15 protein-coding genes are annotated in these 17,999 nt (G+C 67.0%); 5 read left to right on the top strand and 10 right to left on the bottom strand.

The window, feature by feature from the left end; genetic code table 11:
• Positions 1 to 42: 42 nt before the first annotated feature.
• From OG874_RS40430 to OG874_RS40400, 7 genes are all read right to left on the bottom strand, one after another.
• Positions 43 to 1,101: a DNA-directed RNA polymerase subunit alpha gene (locus OG874_RS40430; RefSeq protein ID WP_067785162.1), complete on the bottom strand. Its 1,059-nt coding sequence runs from the start codon at positions 1,099 to 1,101 to the stop codon at positions 43 to 45.
• A gap of 137 nt (positions 1,102 to 1,238) precedes the next feature.
• Positions 1,239 to 1,844, bottom strand: a complete 606-nt coding sequence (gene rpsD / locus OG874_RS40425) for a 30S ribosomal protein S4 (RefSeq protein WP_330252293.1) — start codon at positions 1,842 to 1,844, stop codon at positions 1,239 to 1,241.
• Between the two features lie 20 nt (positions 1,845 to 1,864).
• Positions 1,865 to 2,278, bottom strand: a complete 414-nt coding sequence (gene rpsK, locus OG874_RS40420; RefSeq protein ID WP_014349147.1) for a 30S ribosomal protein S11 — start codon at positions 2,276 to 2,278, stop codon at positions 1,865 to 1,867.
• Between the two features lie 10 nt (positions 2,279 to 2,288).
• The gene (gene rpsM / locus OG874_RS40415) at positions 2,289 to 2,660 is read right to left on the bottom strand and encodes a 30S ribosomal protein S13 (RefSeq protein WP_330252292.1); all 372 of its coding nucleotides are present in this window, start codon (positions 2,658 to 2,660) and stop codon (positions 2,289 to 2,291) included.
• Positions 2,661 to 2,879: 219 nt separating this feature from the next.
• The gene (rpmJ, locus tag OG874_RS40410; RefSeq protein ID WP_040686659.1) at positions 2,880 to 2,993 is read right to left on the bottom strand and encodes a 50S ribosomal protein L36; all 114 of its coding nucleotides are present in this window, start codon (positions 2,991 to 2,993) and stop codon (positions 2,880 to 2,882) included.
• A gap of 122 nt (positions 2,994 to 3,115) precedes the next feature.
• On the bottom strand, positions 3,116 to 3,337 hold the full coding sequence (infA, locus tag OG874_RS40405) for a translation initiation factor IF-1 (RefSeq protein ID WP_003418601.1): 222 nt from the start codon (positions 3,335 to 3,337) through the stop codon (positions 3,116 to 3,118).
• Positions 3,338 to 3,513: 176 nt separating this feature from the next.
• Positions 3,514 to 4,773 carry an MFS transporter gene (locus OG874_RS40400; RefSeq protein WP_330252291.1) on the bottom strand — a complete coding sequence of 420 codons (1,260 nt, stop codon included), beginning with the start codon at positions 4,771 to 4,773 and terminating at the stop codon, positions 3,514 to 3,516.
• Positions 4,774 to 4,919: 146 nt separating this feature from the next.
• Here OG874_RS40400 and OG874_RS40395 point away from each other — a divergent pair, with 146 nt between their 5' ends.
• Positions 4,920 to 9,767: a nucleotide-binding protein gene (locus OG874_RS40395; RefSeq protein WP_330252290.1), complete on the top strand. Its 4,848-nt coding sequence runs from the start codon at positions 4,920 to 4,922 to the stop codon at positions 9,765 to 9,767.
• Positions 9,768 to 9,771: 4 nt separating this feature from the next.
• On the opposite strand, the gene OG874_RS40390 is transcribed toward OG874_RS40395, so the two are convergent.
• Positions 9,772 to 10,746 (bottom strand): GlxA family transcriptional regulator, encoded by a 975-nt coding sequence (locus OG874_RS40390; protein WP_330252289.1) that lies wholly within the window; start codon positions 10,744 to 10,746, stop codon positions 9,772 to 9,774.
• Between the two features lie 103 nt (positions 10,747 to 10,849).
• Between OG874_RS40390 and OG874_RS40385 the strand changes: the two genes are divergently transcribed.
• Positions 10,850 to 11,281, top strand: coding sequence for a VOC family protein (locus OG874_RS40385; protein ID WP_330252288.1), 432 nt, complete (start codon positions 10,850 to 10,852; stop codon positions 11,279 to 11,281).
• Positions 11,278 to 11,754 (top strand): hypothetical protein, encoded by a 477-nt coding sequence (locus tag OG874_RS40380; protein WP_330252287.1) that lies wholly within the window; start codon positions 11,278 to 11,280, stop codon positions 11,752 to 11,754. The genes OG874_RS40385 and OG874_RS40380 overlap by 4 nt, the downstream gene beginning before the upstream one ends.
• 76 nt (positions 11,755 to 11,830) lie before the next feature.
• On the opposite strand, the gene OG874_RS40375 is transcribed toward OG874_RS40380, so the two are convergent.
• Positions 11,831 to 12,292 carry a DUF4254 domain-containing protein gene (locus OG874_RS40375; RefSeq protein WP_330252286.1) on the bottom strand — a complete coding sequence of 154 codons (462 nt, stop codon included), beginning with the start codon at positions 12,290 to 12,292 and terminating at the stop codon, positions 11,831 to 11,833.
• 213 nt (positions 12,293 to 12,505) lie between these two features.
• On the opposite strand from OG874_RS40375, the gene OG874_RS40370 reads away from it, so the two are divergent.
• Positions 12,506 to 13,315: a GntR family transcriptional regulator gene (locus OG874_RS40370; protein WP_330252285.1), complete on the top strand. Its 810-nt coding sequence runs from the start codon at positions 12,506 to 12,508 to the stop codon at positions 13,313 to 13,315.
• A 30-nt stretch (positions 13,316 to 13,345) separates the two neighbouring features.
• On the top strand, positions 13,346 to 13,945 hold the full coding sequence (locus OG874_RS40365; RefSeq protein WP_330252284.1) for a GNAT family N-acetyltransferase: 600 nt from the start codon (positions 13,346 to 13,348) through the stop codon (positions 13,943 to 13,945).
• Between the two features lies 1 nt (position 13,946).
• Here OG874_RS40365 and eccCa read toward each other — a convergent pair whose 3' ends face one another.
• Positions 13,947 to 17,999, bottom strand: a complete 4,053-nt coding sequence (gene eccCa / locus OG874_RS40360) for a type VII secretion protein EccCa (protein WP_330252283.1) — start codon at positions 17,997 to 17,999, stop codon at positions 13,947 to 13,949.

Below are 17,999 nucleotides of genomic sequence, written 5' to 3'. Positions count from 1 at the left end.
TCTCCTTGTGTGAGGCCGAGCCGGGGTGCCTACCCCACCGGCCTAGAGCTGTTCGGTCTCGGCGTAGTCCTGCTCGCCGCCATCGGTGTCACTGAACGTGCCGCTGTCGCTCCACGTACCAGTGCTCGCGTCGTAACCCACCACGGACGAAGGATCGAACGACGCCGGGCTGTCCTTGAGCGAGAGGCCGAGCGCGTGCAGCTTGACCTTGACCTCGTCGATGGACTTCTGGCCGAAGTTACGGATGTCCAGCAGGTCCGACTCGGTGCGGGCGACGAGCTCGCCCACCGTGTGCACACCCTCGCGCTTGAGGCAGTTGTAGGACCGGACGGTGAGGTCCAGATCCTCGATCGGCAGACCGAACGAGGCGATGTGATCCGCCTCGGCCGGGGACGGGCCGATCTCGATACCTTCGGCTTCGACGTTGAGCTCACGGGCCAGGCCGAAGAGCTCGACCAGGGTCTTACCCGCCGAGGCGAGCGCGTCCCGTGCGCTGATGGAGTTCTTGGTCTCCACGTCCAGGATCAGACGGTCGAAGTCGGTGCGCTGCTCGACACGGGTGGCCTCGACCTTGTAGGTCACCTTGAGCACCGGCGAGTAGATCGAGTCCACCGGGATCCGGCCGATTTCCGCGCCTGACGCCTTGTTCTGCACCGCCGGGACGTAACCGCGACCGCGCTCGACGACGAGCTCGATCTCCAGCTTGCCCTTGTCGTTCAGGGTGGCGATGTGCATATCCGGGTTGTGCACGACAACTCCGGCAGGCGGCACGATGTCACCGGCGGTGACGGTGCCCGGGCCCTGCTTGCGCACGTACATCGTGACCGGCTCGTCCTCCTCCGAGGACACGACCAGACCCTTGAGGTTCAGGATGATGTCGGTGACATCTTCCTTCACACCGGGAACGGTGGTGAACTCGTGCAGGACGCCGTCGATACGGATGCTCGTGACCGCGGCCCCCGGGATCGAGGACAGCAGGGTACGCCGCAGCGAGTTGCCGAGGGTGTAACCGAAGCCCGGCTCGAGCGGTTCGATGGTGAACTTCGAGCGGTTCTCGGCGACGACCTCTTCGGTCAGCGTCGGACGCTGTGAAATCAGCATTAGGATCATCCTCCTGTACGGGCGCCCACTATTTGACGCCCACGTTCTGGGGGTTGTGGGTGATCGCCCGTCTCCGGGCGATCACCCACCATGCGCGTATGCCGCCCAAAGTGTCCCTAGGACGGCTCGCCGTGTGATTACTTCGAGTAGTACTCGACGATCAGCTGTTCCTGCAGCGGCACATCGATCTGGGCGCGCTCCGGAACCTGGTGCACCAGGATCCGCAGCCGGCCCGGGATCACCTGCAGCCAGCCGGGAACCGGCCGGTCGCCAACGGTCTCGCGCGCGACCTGGAACGGCAGCGTGCCGAGCGACTTCTCCTTGACATCGATGATGTCGTACTGGGTCACCTGGAAGCTGGGGACGTTCACGGCCCGGTTGTTCACCAGGAAGTGACCGTGGGAAACCAGCTGGCGAGCCTGCCGACGGGTGCGCGCCAGACCGGCGCGGTACACGACGTTGTCGAGACGAGTCTCCAGCAGACGGAGCAGGTTGTCACCGGTCTTGCCCTTGAGGCGGTTGGCCTCTTCGTAGTACCGGCGGAACTGCTTCTCCATGACGCCGTAGGAGAAGCGCGCCTTCTGCTTCTCCTGCAGCTGGAGCAGGTACTCCGACTCCTTGATCCGAGCGCGGCCGTGCTGGCCGGGCGGGTACGGACGACGCTCGAACGCCTGGTCGCCTCCGACGAGGTCGACACGCAGACGACGCGACTTGCGGGTGATGGGGCCTGTGTAACGAGCCATTTTTCGTTATTCCTTTCCCGCTAGACGCGACGCCGCTTGGGCGGACGGCAGCCGTTGTGCGGCTGCGGGGTGACATCGGAGATCGTGCCCACTTCCAGGCCGGCGGCCTGCAGCGAACGGATCGCGGTCTCGCGGCCCGAACCCGGGCCCTTGACGAACACGTCGACCTTCTTGACGCCGTTCTCCTGCGCCTTGCGGGCCGCGTTCTCGGCGGCGAGCTGCGCGGCGAACGGGGTCGACTTGCGCGAACCCTTGAAGCCGACGTGGCCCGAGGACGCCCAGGAGATGACGTTGCCGGACGGGTCGGTGATCGACACGATGGTGTTGTTGAACGTGCTCTTGATGTGCGCGTGGCCGTGCGGGACGTTCTTCTTTTCCCGGCGACGCGACTTCTGGGTCTTCTTGGGGCCGGAGGCCCGACTCTTCGGAGGCATCCTTTATCCCCTACTTCTTCTTGCCTGCGACGGTGCGCTTCGGGCCCTTGCGGGTGCGCGCGTTGGTCTTGGTGCGCTGGCCACGTACGGGCAGGCCACGACGGTGGCGCAGACCCTGGTAGCAGCCGATCTCGATCTTGCGACGAATGTCGGCCTGAACCTCGCGGCGCAGGTCACCTTCGACCTTGAGGGACGAACCCTCGATGTAGTCACGCAGCTGCGTGACCTGCTCGTCGCTGAGATCCTTCGAGCGCAGGTCGGGGCTGACGCCCGTTGCCTCGAGGATCTCCTGGGAGCGGGTACGGCCGATGCCGTAAATGTAGGTCAGCGCGATCTCCATGCGCTTTTCGCGCGGGAGATCAACGCCCATGAGACGTGCCATGTGGCAGGTTCCTTAATCGTTGCGGAGGTCTGCTCCCTGTCCGTCCCCTCGTCTGGTGGGGCACCGGCCTCCGTACCGGTGGTTGGCTCGCACACCTCGGACCTTGCGATTCCGAGGAATCGCGCGATCCGAATTCCGCAGTGTGCGGCTGGAGCTGGGAGTTCTTCTTTTAGATGGCCAAGCCGATCAGTGATCGGTGCCCGGCTGGTGCTGCGAAAATCAGCCCTGGCGCTGCTTGTGGCGCAGGTTCTCGCAGATCACCATGACCCGACCGTGGCGGCGGATCACCTTGCACTTCTCGCAGATCTTCTTGACGCTCGGCTGAACCTTCACGTCCGTCCAATCTTGTTCGGTTCACACGGGTGTGAACACAGTTTTTCCCCAGCCGACGACTGGGGAAGTCTCTGTGGTGAGCCTCGCGGCTCGATGGTCACGCGGCCCTAAGGCTCGCGCGATCACTTGTAGCGGTAAACGATGCGGCCGCGCGACAGGTCGTAGGGCGACAGCTCGACGACCACACGGTCCTCGGGAAGGATACGAATGTAGTGCTGCCGCATCTTTCCGCTGATGTGCGCGAGAACCTTGTGTCCGTTCTCGAGCTCGATCCGGAACATCGCATTGGGCAGCGGCTCGACAACTCGACCCTCGACCTCGATGGCCCCGTCTTTCTTCGCCATGTCCTCCGCGATCCCGGTTTACACTCAAACCTGGTTTGTTTGCCTTGTATCTGATTGCATGTAACCGATCAGTTGACCGGACCGGCGGCACGCAGACAGTCGGCGCGTAGGTGCACCGCCGACCAAGCTTACCGGTTTAACCGCGAGCAGGCCAATTCGCCCTGGTCACAGGGTACTCACTCGGCATCCAGCGCCCGTCTGCCGGTGATCGGGCCCCACACCGCGACCAGCATGATCATGCCGAGGAGAGCCGCGGTGATCACCGTGAAGACCGCGCCGGAGCCGTGATCGTCGAGCAGTGGCAGCAGTAAGAACGGTAGTAGGGCCGTGCTCACCTTCGACAGCGAGTACGTCGCACCCGAGGCGGTGCCGCGCACGGTGGTCGGGAACGATTCGGGCAGATATGTGTGCAGTGCGTCGGAGAAGACGTTGCTGGCCAAGGTATAGAGGCCGCCCGAGATAAGGATGAGCGCGACGCTGGTGGCGAAGCCGAAGGTCAGGCCGAAGACGGCCATCAGGCCGGCGGTGGCCAGCACCAGGTACTTGCGCTCGACGCGCTCCATCAGCGGGACGGCCAGCAGCGAACCGAGTGGATAGCCCAGATAGGTGATGGCGAGATAGCCCAGCGAGGCGACCACCGCGAAACCCTTGTGCTGCAAGACCAGAACGGCCAGGGTGCCGAAGCCGTAGTAGCCGAAGACCTGCAGGACCATCACCGCGGCGAACAGTGCGGTGCGGCCGCGGTATTCGCGACCGACGATGGCGCGGAACGGCACGGTGTCCTTCTGCTCCTGCTGCCTGGCCAGCCAATGCGGCGACTCCGGCATGTGCCTGCGCGCCACGAACACCACCGCGGCGCCGAGACCGCCGAGCACGAACAGCCAGCGCCAGCCGTCGATCCCCAAGGGCCGCAGCGGAACCAGCCATTTCGCGAGGAAGCCGACGGTGGGCACGGCGCAGAAGCCGATGGTGTAGGCCATCGCGATCATGCGGCCGCGGACCGAGGGCGGCACCACCTCGGAGAGGTAGGTATCGGAGACCGTCATCTCGGCGCCGATGCCGAGACCGGCCAGGAATCTGGTCGCCATCAGGAATGCGACATTCGGGCTGAACGCGCCGAGCAGGGTGAAGCCGGAGTACACCGCGATATTGACCATGAACATGCGGCGGCGGCCGAAGACATCCGAGAGGCGACCGATCACCAGCGCGCCCAGGAATTGCCCGGCGAAGGCCGAGGCCAGGATGCCGCTGAGCTGAAAGGTCGACAGCTGCATTTCGGACTTCAGTACGCCGGTGATCGTGCCGGCCAGGAACAGTTCGTAGAGGTCGAAGAACAGCCCCGCGCCGACCAGCGCGACGAGTTTGCGATGGATGGGCCGGACCGGAAGCTCATCGAGCCGCAGACCCTCGCGACCGTGCTCGACCGATGTCGTCATTCGTCGTACTCCTGAGAAGCAACGGATCCCCGAGTGGCAGTCTAGGAACTGGTCATTCGGCGCACTCCCCACCCATGATGGGACAGAGTCGTCGCGTAAACTGACCACAGCCCAGGAACAGGTCGAGCGGATCCAAAGGGGGACGTGTGAGCCGTAATAACGACGGCCTCCCCATGCTGCCTCCATGGCTATCAGAAAGCGATGTCACCGGCGGCTACGAAGCGCCCGTACAGAACCTCCCGCACGAGGACCTGATCGATGACGCGTCCGCTCGGCGCGGACGTTCCAAACGCGCCCCCGAAAGCGAACGCCCCGAAGCCGCGCGCCGGGACAAGCGGCGCTTCGGTCGGCGTAAGAAGGACGAGCAGCCCGAGGAGCAGCAGACCGCTCCGGGGCCCTCGGCACGCGAGTTGGCCGGGCCGGGTTTCGAACTGCATCGTGCGCCCCAGCAGGGACCGGACGGCTACCGCGGACCCGAACAACAGCACGGACCGAACACCCATGGACCACAGCGCGGTCCAGAGCCCGCCGACCCGCGCTGGCAAGGCCAGCCGCAGCCCGACGCGGACCACTCCGGCCCGCACGCTCGCCCGGATGGACCCGCTCAGGGTTCGCCGTACCCGGACCACACATGGCAAGGCAGCAGCCCGCTGCCGACCCGCAACCCGCGCCAGCCCTCCCCAGCATTCGAGCCACTCGGCAGCAGGCCGCCGACACCACGGTCGCAACCGGTGGTGTCGCCGCAGCCGCCCGCCGCCCATCAGCCTGGTGCCCAGCCGCCCGCCGCCCATCAGTCGCCGGATGCTTACCAGCCTGGCGTCGCCCAGTCGCCGGGTGCCTACCAGCCGAATGTCGCCCAACCGCCAGGTGCCTACCAGCCTGGTGTTGCCCAGCTGCCGGGTGCCTACCAGCCGGACGTCGCCCAGCCGCCAGGTGCCTACCAGCCAGACGTCGCCCAACCGCCAGGTGCCTACCAGCCAGACGTCGCCCAACCGCCAGGTGCCTACCAGCCTGGTGTTGCCCAGCCGCCGGGTGCCTACCAGCCAGACGTCGCCCAACCGCCGGGTGCCTACCAGCCGGACGTCGCCCAGCCGCATGTCGCTGCCGAGCAGCCGGGTGTTCTCCACCCATCCCCCGCCGCCCAGGTGCCCGGCTCCGTCGAGGAGACAGTCCGCTACCAGTCGCCGCGCCCCGACCTGCCGCCACCGCCGAACCAGGCCGCCGCACAACCACATTCGCCCGCCGCACCGCAGCCGACGACCGGCGAGCAGCCCACGATGCCGCCAACCGGCGACCTCGACGGGCCGCCGCCATGGCTCGATACCCCCAGCCCTGAACACGGCCGCCCCGGCTCCGAAGCGGCAAGCATGGGACCGCGCACCCCCGCCGCCCCGGCACCCGAACAACACTCGGGGGGCCAACTCGCACCCCCGCCACGCCTCGACGACCCGCACTCGCCTACGGCGCACGGAATCGACGGCCCATCAGCACGACTCGACGAACCACACGCACCGGTCACACACGGAACCGACGGGCCGCCCCAGCGACTCGACGAATCACACGCGTCGATCACGCGTGACGCCAACGGCCCATCCGCACGTCTCGACGAACCGCATCCGCCGGTCTCACGTAGAACCGATGGACCGCCCCCCGGGTTCCACGAGCCGCATCCGCCGGTTTCGCCCGATGTCGACGGACCACCCGCACGACTCGACGAACCACACCCGCCGGTCACGCGCGAAACAGACGGGCCGCCTGCACGACTCGACGAACCACACGCACCGATCGCGCACGAAACCGACGGGCCACCCCAGCGACTCGACGAACCACGGCCCCCGATCGCGCGCGACGCCAACGGCCCATCCGCACATCTGGACGAACCGCATTCACCGGTCTCAACCGACGGGCCGCCCTCGCAGTTCGATGAGCCGCATCCGCCGGTTTCGCCCGGTGTCGACGGACCACCCGCACGACTCGACGAACCACACCCGCCGGTCACGCGCGAAACAGACGGGCCGCCTGCACGACTCGACGAACCACACGCACCGATCGCGCGCGACGCCAACGGCCCATCCGCACATCTGGACGAACCGCATTCACCGGTCTCAACCGACGGGCCGCCCTCGCAGTTCGATGAGCCGCATCCGCCGGTTTCGGGCGGTGTCGACGGACCACCCGCGCGACTCGACGAATCACACCCGCCGATTTCGCACGAAACCGACGGGCCATCCCAGCGACTCGACGAATCACACTCGCCGATCCCGCGTGGAACCGATGGGCCGCCGCCGTGGCTTGCGCCTCAGCGGGCGACGGAGGAGCAGCAGGCTCCCGAGCGGTCGGCCGCGCGGAGTGGGTCGCGCCCTGAATTGCCGCCGCCTCCAGGTGAATTCGGTACGCATTCAGCGGCGGACTCCGGCGCCGCGGCCGTGGCTCCGACGGGTGGTTCCGAGTCGGCAGTCGACGCGATGGCGAACGAGTCGGTACAGGATGGGCCCGCGGATCAGGAGCTGGCGCAGGCCGCTGGCGGCGAGGACGCGAACGACACGGCGGATTCCGCGACGGGGCCGATGCCGGCCGCGACGCGTGATGGCTCGGAATCGCGTGGTGCGACACCGATATTCGATCCCGCGACGGTCGACCCGACCAGCCGCGTAGGCGGCCGCACCGCGCCCGTTCCCAGCGCGCCCGCCTCATCGGCGTACGGACCGGCGCCGCGCGATCGCCAGGGCTCGGCACCGCAGGCGCCCGCCGCCGACTTCCACGGACCGGGCTCCGCTCCACAAGCACCCGGTAGCGACTTCCAGCGCCCGCCCTTTACACCGCAAGCGCCTGGTGGAAACTTCCAGCGCCCACCCATCGCACCGCAGGCACCCGACGGCGACTTCCACCACCCCCCATTCGCGCCACAGGCACCTGGCGGTGACTTCCAGCGGCCCCCTATCGCGCCACAAGCTCCTGGCAGCGACTTCCAACGTCCACCCTTCACACCACAAGCACCCGGCGGCGACTTCCAGCATCCGCCCATCGCGCCTGCGACCGATTTCCAGGGACCGACGGGTACCGGTGGCGCACCGGTACATCCGGAATCCGGTCAACCGCAACAGGATGGTGGGGCGGCATCTGGCTGGGCCGCGCACACCGGATCGGCGATGGGGCCGAGCTCCGAGTTCCGGGGACCCGGGGCACCGGTCGACGACTTCGGGCGTTCGGGATCCGCGACCGATGTCGCGGGGGCGACCGGCACCGCGCAGTCGGAATCCGGTCCGGTGCAACGGGATCGTGGGTTGGCGGCACCGGGTTGGACTGCGCACCCCGGCCCCGGGACAGCGGCCGAATCGGCGGCTGCCAGTGGGCGGCATCGGTTGCCATCGGAGATCGAAGCGGAGGAGCAGGCCCGATCCGCGGGCGAGGAAGCCGCGCGTTCTTCTGAGGGCGCCGACGAGCAGGTTGCGACCGGCGAGCTGCCGATGCCTCATGGGCCGGGCGAGCAAGGGCTCGATCGCGCGGCAGCGGGACAATTCGCCCAAGGCGCGCAAACGCCGGGCGACCCCGATGCTCATGGGTACAGCCAGCCGGGTTCGCAAACGCTGGGCAGCGACCAGCCGAATGACCAGTGGCACAACGGAACCGGGTATGCGCGGCCACCCGCAGGGCAGCAGGCGCCGGTTGGCGATCAGACCGCCGCACCAAGGCAGGGCGCGCCCGGGTACGCGCAACCACCCACGGGACAGCAAGCGCCCCTTGGCGATCAGACAGGCGCACCATGGCAGGGCGGCCCCGGGTACGCGCAGCCGCCGATGGGGCAGCGGGCTCCTGAGGGTGAGCAGTGGCAGAATCCGGCGGCAGGGGCCGCGTCGGGTCAGCAGTCGCCGACCGGTGAGCAGCCTGCCGACCAGTGGCAGAACGGGGCGGGGTATGCGCCCGCGCCGATGGGACAGCAAGCGCCCGTTGAGGATCCGCATACCGGGTACCCGCAGGGACCGGGCTACGGGCAGCCGGGTGGGATGCCGCCCGGATATCAGCAGGGCGCGCAGTACCAGCCACACCCCCAGCAGGGCCAGCAGCCGCACCCCTCACTCGACGATGTGCCGTTGCGGCGGGCCAAGAAGTCGCCGGGTAGCGGCTGGCGCAAGGCCGTACACCATGTCTCGGGCGGGGCGATCAATCCCGGGTTGTCCGCGGAGGAGTTGCGCCTGCAGGAGTTGGTCGCGCGGATCAGGCAGCCGGTGCGCGGCGACTACCGGATCGCGGTGCTCTCGCTCAAGGGTGGTGTCGGAAAGACAACCACGACAATGGGTCTCGGCTCGATCTTCGCTTCCATCCGGGGTGACCGGGTGATCGCGGTCGACGCCAATCCGGACTTCGGCACACTCTCGCAGCGGGTGCCGCTGCAGACCCGTTCCACCGTGCGTGATCTGTTGCTCGATCCCTCGATCCAGCGCTACTCGGATGTGCGCAGGCATACTTCGCAGGGCACCAGCCGCTTGGAAGTGCTTGCCAGCGAACGGGATCCGGCGGCGTCGGAGGCGTTCAACGACGAGGAGTACCGCGCGGTCGCGCGCATCCTGCAGCGGTTCTACAACATCATCCTGACCGACTGCGGTACCGGGCTGATGCATTCGGCGATGGGCGGCGTACTGGATCTGGCGCATTCGCTGGTGCTGATCTCCTCGGCCGCGATCGACGGCGCGCGCAGTGCCGCGGCGACGCTCGACTGGTTGTCCCTGCACGGCCATGACCACCTGGTCCGCAACGCGGTCGTGGTGATCAACCTGCCGCGCGAGGGCTCACCGAATGTCGGCATCCAGCAGCTGCGCGAATACTTCCTGTCGCGCTGCCGCGCCGTGCACATCATCCCGTACGACTCGCACCTGTCCGAGGGCGCCGAGATCGATCTGCACCGCCTGCACAAGACCACCAAACGCGCCTACGTCGAACTCGCCGCGACCGTCGCCGACGAGTTCGGCATCGATCACCGCAGGTACGGCCACTAGGTCCTCACCAGGACAACCGGGACGCGCGCACCTCCGCGATGGACCGGCCGCGGCGTCGCCGGAACAGGCCGCGCAGTGTGCCCGCGTTCAGATAGCCGACCTTGACCGATATCGCGTCGATGGTCAGTGCAGTGGTGCGCAGTAGTTGGGTGGCGCGTTCCAGCCGCACCTCGTGCACGAAATCCATCGGCGACATCCCGATTTCGGCTTGGGTGGCGCGCTGCAGTGTGCGTTCGGTGACGCCGAGTTGGTGTGCGGCGTCGCCGATGCGGAACTGTTCGGCGACGTGGTCACGCACCCAGCGCTCGAACGCCGCGACCAGGGAGTCACGCCGTGCGATCACCTCGGGTATCGAGGAGTCGAGCTGCGGTCGTCGATCACCGACCACCAGGTATCGGCCGGTCAATTCGGCCAGCGTGGGACTGGTCGCGGCGATCAACGACAGCGCGAGGTCGATATGCGACAGCGAGGCCCCCGCGGTCGTGCGTCGTTCCGCGCGGCACAGGATCCGGCCCTCGTCCAGGTCGATGCGCGGATATCTGCGCCGAAAGGCCGGGCCGAGCCACCAACTCGTTGTCGCGGCAGCGCCGTCCAATACTCCGGCCTCGGCCAGGTAGAACGTGCCGGTGCAGGCCGCGGCGAGGTGCACGCCGGATTCGTAGGCCTGCGTCATCAGTTGCAGCACAGACCGATTCGCGGGTGCGGAGACCATGTCGATCAGGGCGTCGGCATCCAGGACGCGCGCCGCCGGGACCACCAGTACACCGATGCTGTCCGGTAACTCGGCCAGCGGCATGGTGGGCGCGAGAAACCCGTGTGCGGTGCGCACTTGATCGCCCTGCCCCACCAAGCGCAGCTGCCAAGGGTCGGGTGCCGCTTCGAGCTCATCGAGCAGCCCGTTGGCGGTGGCGAAGGCCTCCAGCACCGCGGTGAGTCCGAGGTCGGCAACGCCGTCCTGCACGAAGACCGCAACATCCATGTCGCAAACAGTACCGAATATGTCGTTTCCGACACTCGGTTCTGGGTAACAGGACGCCTACTGTTCGTACTAATCAACCCGGCCTGCCACCTGCGGAGTACTCATGACGATCGTTGAAACCACCGGTATCCACCACGTCCGCCTGACCGTGACCGACCTCGATCGCTCCAAGGCGTTCTACCGGGACGTGCTCGGCTTCGCGATCGCCGCCGAATCGCCGGGCAGCCCCGAAGATCCGCAGGTGCGCACCGATCCCGCGCAGTTGTACGGCGGCGTCGTATTCCAGACCAACGGGATGCTGTTCGGATTACGCCCGGTGGCCGCGCCGACCGACCGGTTCGACTCCGAACGCGTCGGGCTCGACCATCTCAGTTTCACCGTGCCCTCGGTGGACGATCTGACCCGCACCGCCGCCCGGTTGGCCGAGGCCGGCGTCGAACACGGCGAAGTCACCCCGCTGGAGGCGTTCGGCATCGCGATCCTGTCCTTCAGCGATCCGGACGGTATCCATCTCGAACTCACCGCACCGCTGTGACCACGCACTGTGCGCACCCGATGTTGCGCAGACCGCCGACGCTGGCGCGGACGACCGCGGGTTCGATACTGCCGAGCACCAGCGAACTACTGTGCGCACTGAGCGGGCAGCAGGTCCGCGGGCACGTGTGCCGGTGGTCGCACGAGCTGGTCCGCGTGCACCGTATTCGGCGCGAACGTCCACACGATGCCGCCGTTATCGATTGTCTGCGAACCGAATTGATCGCCAATATCAACGCCTGGGCCACCGAGCACCTGCCCGGCCGACCCCAGCAGAATCTCGGCGACACCATCGACCGCATCGCCGCCACCGCCGACCGGGCCTTCCACCTGCTGATGACCGATGACCTGACCGGGGAAAACATGCATGCGACCTGGACCCGACTGGCCGAACTATCCCTCGCCTACGGCGATTTGGTTCGTCAGGCCGAGAACGGACGCTGGTGCCTGTCGCCGCACAGTCGACGCCGGTGACCGAGCCGATGGGAAACAGCAAGGGGCCGTGGCTACTCCGTTCGGGGCAGCCACGGCCACTCGTCAACCCGGGTCGTCACCACTCCGGGAGTCGGCGCCTTCCGGCGAGTACGTCGCGCACCAAATCGTCGTAGGCATCGGCCAGTTCGGCGAGATGATGCCATGCGCAATGTAGCTGTTCGTCATGCGCGTCCAGGGTCATCAACGCGTGATGCGCGCGCACCGAGGACTCCGCGATCCGGTCGATGACCGAGCCGACCGTCTCGGTGTGCAGGGTCGCGCCGAGCCGATGCTGCGGCACACTGCGCGCCACCCAGTCGTCGATGGCCATGACCAATTCGATTCTGCGGCGCTCGATTTCGAAGATCGTCGCAGAATCGGTCGCCACCGAACCACCGCGGCCGACGAGGCGTCGCTCGTGCAGCACCGCGAGGTCACGAGCGAACCAGAGCAGCGGGCCACCGACGACACGGTGCCCGCGACACGCACGAACAAGTAGATCCGAAGACGGAAGTAGTCCGGTAGTCAAGGACTGCACCGTCGAATCGACACACCTTGGTGTGCCGGGAAGAGCCATCACAACTGTTGATGAATCCGAACCTGCCACGTTGCCTCGCCGTCATCGCCGCGCACCACCTGGATCAGGACGTTCATTACAATAAACCTCTGAAGGCACCTGTCAAGCGTTACCGGGCCGTAGGGCGTCACGAAGAGTACACTTCGTTACCTGCACGACCAACCGAGGAGCAAGATGGCGGACGGTCCGACGTATCTCCGGATCGCAGACCTCCTCCGCGAGGAGATCCGCGCAGGCAAGTGGAATCCGGGTGATCGGTTGCCCAGTCATACCGAGCTGGCCGACCAGATGCAGGTTTCGATCACGACCGCGCGCAATGCTATACAGGTGCTCGTCACCGAAAATCTGGTGTACACAGCTACTTCCCGCGGCACCATCGTGCGAAACCAGGAAGTGCTGGAATCGGTTGTCACCGACCATATTCGTCCGGACCGACCGCAGTCCCCCCACGATATCTTCGAAGAGATCGCGCGCGCCGCGCACCGCGAGCCCAGCAAGGAGTTCAGCGCGAAGATGGAACCGGCCAGCCCGGAGGTAGCGCGCTGGCTCGGCGTGCCGGAAGATTCCTGGGTGTTGGCCAGGACGGTCGTCCAACATCTCGACAACGAGCCGTGGTCGTGGGAGGTCAGTTTCTATCCGCGGGACTTGGCGGAGGCGACCGGCATCGACTCGCCGCACGACATTCCCGAAGGCACGACACGCCGACTCGCCGACCGCGGACACGCCGAAACCGCGCACCGCGACACGCTCGTCGCCCGCCCGGCCAGTGCCGAGGAGGCGATCGTGCTCGGCGTCGCGACCGGGACCGTCCTGCTGGACCACCTGCGCATCGGCGCCGACCACGAGCGCATCACCCGCGCCACCCGACATCGGTCGATCGCGACCCGCAACCGACTCGCCTACGAACTCGGCGACGACGCGGGCACCACGGTCATCCGACACACACTCGGCATCTCCTACCGGCCGGGTATCTCGTTGCCATGAAAAACGTTTCACCATGAATACGGTGTTGCCATGACTACCGTGATCCGTCCGGCGACCCTCGGCGATCTGGGCACGATCTGCCGCCTGCGGGTGCAGCGCACCGCGTGGCTCACCGCCCGCGGCTCCGATCAATGGACTGTGGCCGGTCGCGGCCTGCCGATCGAGATCTTCGCCAGAGCGGTCGGCCAATCGCTGGACGCCGGGGAGAGCTGGATCGCCGAGGTGGCCGGGGAACCGGCCGGGACGATCACCGTCAACGAGCACGCGGACCCGGGGCTATGGTCGCCGTGGGAACTAGCCGACGCGGTGGTCGCGCATTTCATGATCGTCGACCTCCGCTTCGCCGGACAACGCATCGGACACCGACTGCTGGCACACGCCGGATCGCTCGCGCGCCAGCGACAACGCCACTGGGTCCGGCTCGACGCCTGGACCACCAACACAGATCTGCACGACTATTACCGCCGCGAAGGCTTCCACATGGCCCGGATCGCTGGGCCGGTGTCCTCCGGCCCCTCTCGTGCGCTGTTCCAACGGCGCTCGGACAGCTGGGGTTTCGAGCCGCTGACCCCGATCCTGGCGCGCGCGCCGCAGCTGCGGCAGCAGCAGCAGCCGGTACCGAGGTTCTAGCTCACAGCGGTGGCAGATAGGCGATCTGCACCATCTCCTGACCTCGGTTGCGCGATACCAGGATGCCGCGTCCGGGCGGCAGCTTCATCGGGCGGACATCGCCGATCAGCTTGCCCTCGTCCTTGGGGCCGCTCATGATCAGCGCGTCGACCGACAGGTTCTTCATGCCGCCGAGCACATTGTCGTAGAGCGCACGGGAGACGCCGCCGGTGCGCCGGGTGACGACCACGTGCAGGCCGATATCGCGGGCTTGCGGCAGGTACTCGAGCAGCGGCAGCAGCGGATTGATACCCGCGGTGATCATGTCGTAATCGTCGACCAGCAGGTAGATCTCGGGCCCGCTCCACCAGCTGCGCTCGCGCAGCTGCTGCGCAGTGATATCAGAGCCGGGGATCCGCTTGGACATGTACCTGGCGAGTTCGTTGACCATCGGTCCGCAGGTCTGCGACGAGGTGGAGTAACCACCGAGATGGGCCTCGTCGACCACACCGAGCAGGCTGCGGCGGTAATCGATCAGGATGATCTTCGCCTGCTCGGGTGTCGCGTTCTCGGTGATGCCCATGGCGATATTGCGCAGCAGCGTGGTCTTGCCGCATTCGACGTCGGCGAAGGCCATGAAGTGCGGCTCCTGGCCGAAATCCAGGACGAACGGGTCCAATTCGTTCTCGCCGAGGCCGACCAGGATCTTGGTCGGTCCGAGTTCGACCTCGTGCTTGCGCGCGATCGCCAGCACATCCTCGCGGCTGATCTGCTGCGGCAGCATGCGCACCTCGGGGGCGCGGCGGCCGGGGTAGAGCTGCTGCATCTGATCCCTGGCCTGGGCCGCGCCCTCGGCCAGCGTCTGCGGATCGGAATCGGAGTCCAGCCGGGGCAGCGCGACGAGCATATGCAGCTCATCGGGTGTGAGACCGCGGCCGGGTCGGCCGACGGGCACCAGAGCCGCGGTGCGCCTGCCCATTTCGGAGTCGGTCGGATCGCCGAGGCGCAGCTCGAGTCGAGTGCCGATCTGGTCCTTCACATTGGGTCGGATCTCGCCCCAGCGCGCGGCGCCGACGACCAGGTGGATGCCGTACGAGAGACCCTGTGCCGCAATGGCGGTGATCTGCGGTTCGACGGTGTCGAACTCCTCGCGCATGGCCTGCCAGCCGTCGATGACCAGGAAGACATCGCCGAACTGGTCCGCGGCCAGCGCATCGTTCGGATCGGGCGCGGTCCCGTTGATGAGCCGGGCTTCCATCTGGGAGTACTTGCGGCGGCGGAACGCCACCATCGATTCGATGCCGAGTGCGGCGAAGCGCTCCTCGCGCTGGCGCATCAGCGTGGTCAGCTCGGCGACGGTGCGCCGCACCCGGTCGCCGTCCAAGCGGCCGGCCACCGAACCGACGTGCGGCAGACCGGACAGACCCGCGAGACTGCCGCCACCGAAGTCGAGGCAGTAGAACTGCACCTGTTCGGGGCTGTGGGTCGCCGCGGCGGCCATGACGATGGTGCGGATGGTCGTCGACTTACCGGACTGCGGACCGCCGACGACCGCGACATTGCCCTGCGCACCGGCCAATTGGATGGTCAGCACATCGCGACGCTGCTCGTAGGGCTTGTCGATGATGCCGATCGGCATCCACAGCTGACCGTGCCGGTTGACCGGGGAACGCCAATCCGGGTCGGGCAGCAGCATATCCACCGTCGGCGACTCGTCCAACGGCGGCAACCACACCTCGTGCGCCGGACGGCCGTGGCCGGTAAGGCGTTTCACGACCACCTCGAGCAGCGTCTCGGGGACGCCGCCGGTGTGCGCTTCCATCTCCGGCTCCGCTCCCGGCGGTGGCGGCAGATCGGGCAGCTCCATGCGCACCGGCTCCGTGCGCTCCGGGATCTCGACGAGCCCGGCGGTGAACACCGTCGGCGACTGACCGCCGACCGCCCGGCCGTCGACCTGCCTGTTGCCGCTCGGTGAGACGTAGGGCCCGGACACATAGGTCGCGTTGAACCGCAGCGGATCATCGGCATCGCTCTTGAGATAGCCGGAGCCGGGGATGCCGGGCAGGTGGTAGGCATCGGTGATGCCGAGCACCGCGCGGGATTCGTTGGCCGAGAAGGTGCGCAGACCGATCCGGTAGGACAGGTGCGAGTCCAGTCCGCGCAGCTTGTTCTCCTCCAGTCGCTGCGAAGCCAGCAGCAGATGCACGTGCAGTGAGCGGCCGAGGCGGCCGATCATCACGAACAGATCCGCGAAATCCGGCTTCTGCGAGAGCAATTCGGAGAATTCGTCGACGATCACGAACAGCGCGGGCAGTGGGTCGAGCGCGACACCGGCCGCGCGAGCCTTCTCGTAATCGGTGACATTGGCGAAGTTTCCGGCGGCGCGCAGCAGCTCCTGGCGGCGGTTCATCTCACCGGCCAGTGCGTCCTTCATACGGTCCACCATCGAGAGTTCTTCCTCGAGGTTGGTGATGACCGCCGCGACATGCGGCAGCGAATCCAGACCGAGGAAGGTCGCGCCGCCCTTGAAGTCGACGAGCACCAGGTTCAACGCGTCCGGTGAGTGCGTGGTCACCATCGAGAGCACCAGTGTGCGCAGGAACTCGGATTTACCGGATCCGGTTGCGCCGATACACAATCCGTGCGGTCCCATACCGCTCTCGGCCGATTCCTTTATATCGATCTCGACCGGGGTGCCGTCCGGCGTGACGCCGATCGGCACGCGCAGGCGTTCGCGCGCGGTACGTGGACGCCAGACCCTCGACGGTTCGATCTGCGCGGCGTCCGGAATCTTCAGTAGCGCCATCAATCCCGGATCGGTCCGCGTATCGTCGCCGAGGCTGACGATCTGCGCGGCCGTCGCGATCCGGAACCGGGCCAGGCTGCGGGCGAAGGCCTCCGATTCGGCCGCGCTCACCACATCGGCGGTGGCGAATTTCTCGGTACCCGCAGCGCTTTTCGCGCTCACCTCGCCGTCACCGGCCACCAGCTGCAGACCGCGCCGCGCGGCCAGACCGTTCTCGGGTGCGGTCAGATCGAGCACCGTGACCGAGTCCAGACCCGATTCGCTGATCAGCCGCTCGGTGCCGTTGACGTAGCCGTCGTCGATGATGACCACCAGATGCAAACGGCCCTGCGTCGGTTGCGGATTGCGCATGAACCGCCCGCGCTCGAGCAGTTCCGAAGCGAGCGCGGTCTCGAATTCGGCCAGCGATCCGTACATCATCCTGGCCGAACCCATACCGTCGCGCACTGTCGGATGTTGCAGGTGCGGTAGCCATTTCGCCCATGCCCAGGCCGAACCGTCGGGATCGGCGCAGACGATGGCGACCGCGACGTGGTCGGGTCCGTGAAAGGCGGTGAGCTCCATCAGCATCGCGCGCGCCAGCATTCTGGCCTCCTCGGTGTCACCACCGAGATTGATGGCTGGGAAGGCCCGCAGCGATACCGCGGTGGGCAGCTGGTGCACCACCGAATGCGTTCGCACGAAACGACGTAACGCCACCGTGGAGACCGGCTCCAGATCCTCGAGCGGTCCGGTCTCCGGGCGTGCCAGCTTGGTCGCGAGCCGATGACTGCCCACCCCGACCCGCACATGTCCGAAGTCCGGATCGTTGGGGCGGCGTTCCCACATCCGGCGGGTGCCGACCACCGAGGGCAAATCGATCGGTTCGGGATGACTCCAGGCCAGCGACTCCAACTGCTTGGTGCCGGTGCGCCGAACGTCCTTGCGCATCTGGTCCAGATACCGGAAGTAGTCCTTGCGCTCCTCGTTGAGTTCGCCCGCCCCCTTGGGGCCGCTGCCCCGCATGCCGAGCATCATGCCGCCCATCGACATGAGCATCATCATCGGGAACATCATCATGAACGGGTTGGCGAGCAGGTTACGACCCATCATCACCATCATCGCGATCATGCCGACGACGGCGACCACCATGATCACCGGCATCAGCTTCATGATCAGCGGCCCCGGCATGGCCCGCTGGATCTCCGGCGGCGAATTCAACGCCACCTCCCCGCCCGGCGCGCGCGGCGGGGCGATGCGGGGGCGACGCACGAAACCTTCGGTAACCAT

This window comes from Nocardia sp. NBC_00565 (genome assembly GCF_036345915.1).
Classification (GTDB): domain Bacteria; phylum Actinomycetota; class Actinomycetes; order Mycobacteriales; family Mycobacteriaceae; genus Nocardia.
The sequence above is the reverse complement of the archived record's forward strand: the minus strand, read 5'-3'. Positions and strand labels throughout refer to the sequence as shown.

What these genes read in the sequence shown, in the direction of transcription:
- OG874_RS40400 (WP_330252291.1), bottom strand. Translation starts at nt 4,773, where the DNA reads ATGACGACATCGGTCGAGCACGGTCGCGAGGGTCTGCGGCTCGATGAG.
- eccCa (WP_330252283.1), bottom strand. Translation starts at nt 17,999, where the DNA reads ATGGTTACCGAAGGTTTCGTGCGTCGCCCCCGCATCGCCCCGCCGCGC.
- OG874_RS40430 (WP_067785162.1), bottom strand. Translation starts at nt 1,101, where the DNA reads ATGCTGATTTCACAGCGTCCGACGCTGACCGAAGAGGTCGTCGCCGAG.
- OG874_RS40370 (WP_330252285.1), top strand. Translation starts at nt 12,506, where the DNA reads ATGGCGGACGGTCCGACGTATCTCCGGATCGCAGACCTCCTCCGCGAG.
- rpsD (WP_330252293.1), bottom strand. Translation starts at nt 1,844, where the DNA reads ATGGCTCGTTACACAGGCCCCATCACCCGCAAGTCGCGTCGTCTGCGT.
- OG874_RS40390 (WP_330252289.1), bottom strand. Translation starts at nt 10,746, where the DNA reads ATGGATGTTGCGGTCTTCGTGCAGGACGGCGTTGCCGACCTCGGACTC.
- rpsK (WP_014349147.1), bottom strand. Translation starts at nt 2,278, where the DNA reads ATGCCTCCGAAGAGTCGGGCCTCCGGCCCCAAGAAGACCCAGAAGTCG.
- OG874_RS40365 (WP_330252284.1), top strand. Translation starts at nt 13,346, where the DNA reads ATGACTACCGTGATCCGTCCGGCGACCCTCGGCGATCTGGGCACGATC.
- OG874_RS40385 (WP_330252288.1), top strand. Translation starts at nt 10,850, where the DNA reads ATGACGATCGTTGAAACCACCGGTATCCACCACGTCCGCCTGACCGTG.
- rpsM (WP_330252292.1), bottom strand. Translation starts at nt 2,660, where the DNA reads ATGGCACGTCTCATGGGCGTTGATCTCCCGCGCGAAAAGCGCATGGAG.
- infA (WP_003418601.1), bottom strand. Translation starts at nt 3,337, where the DNA reads ATGGCGAAGAAAGACGGGGCCATCGAGGTCGAGGGTCGAGTTGTCGAG.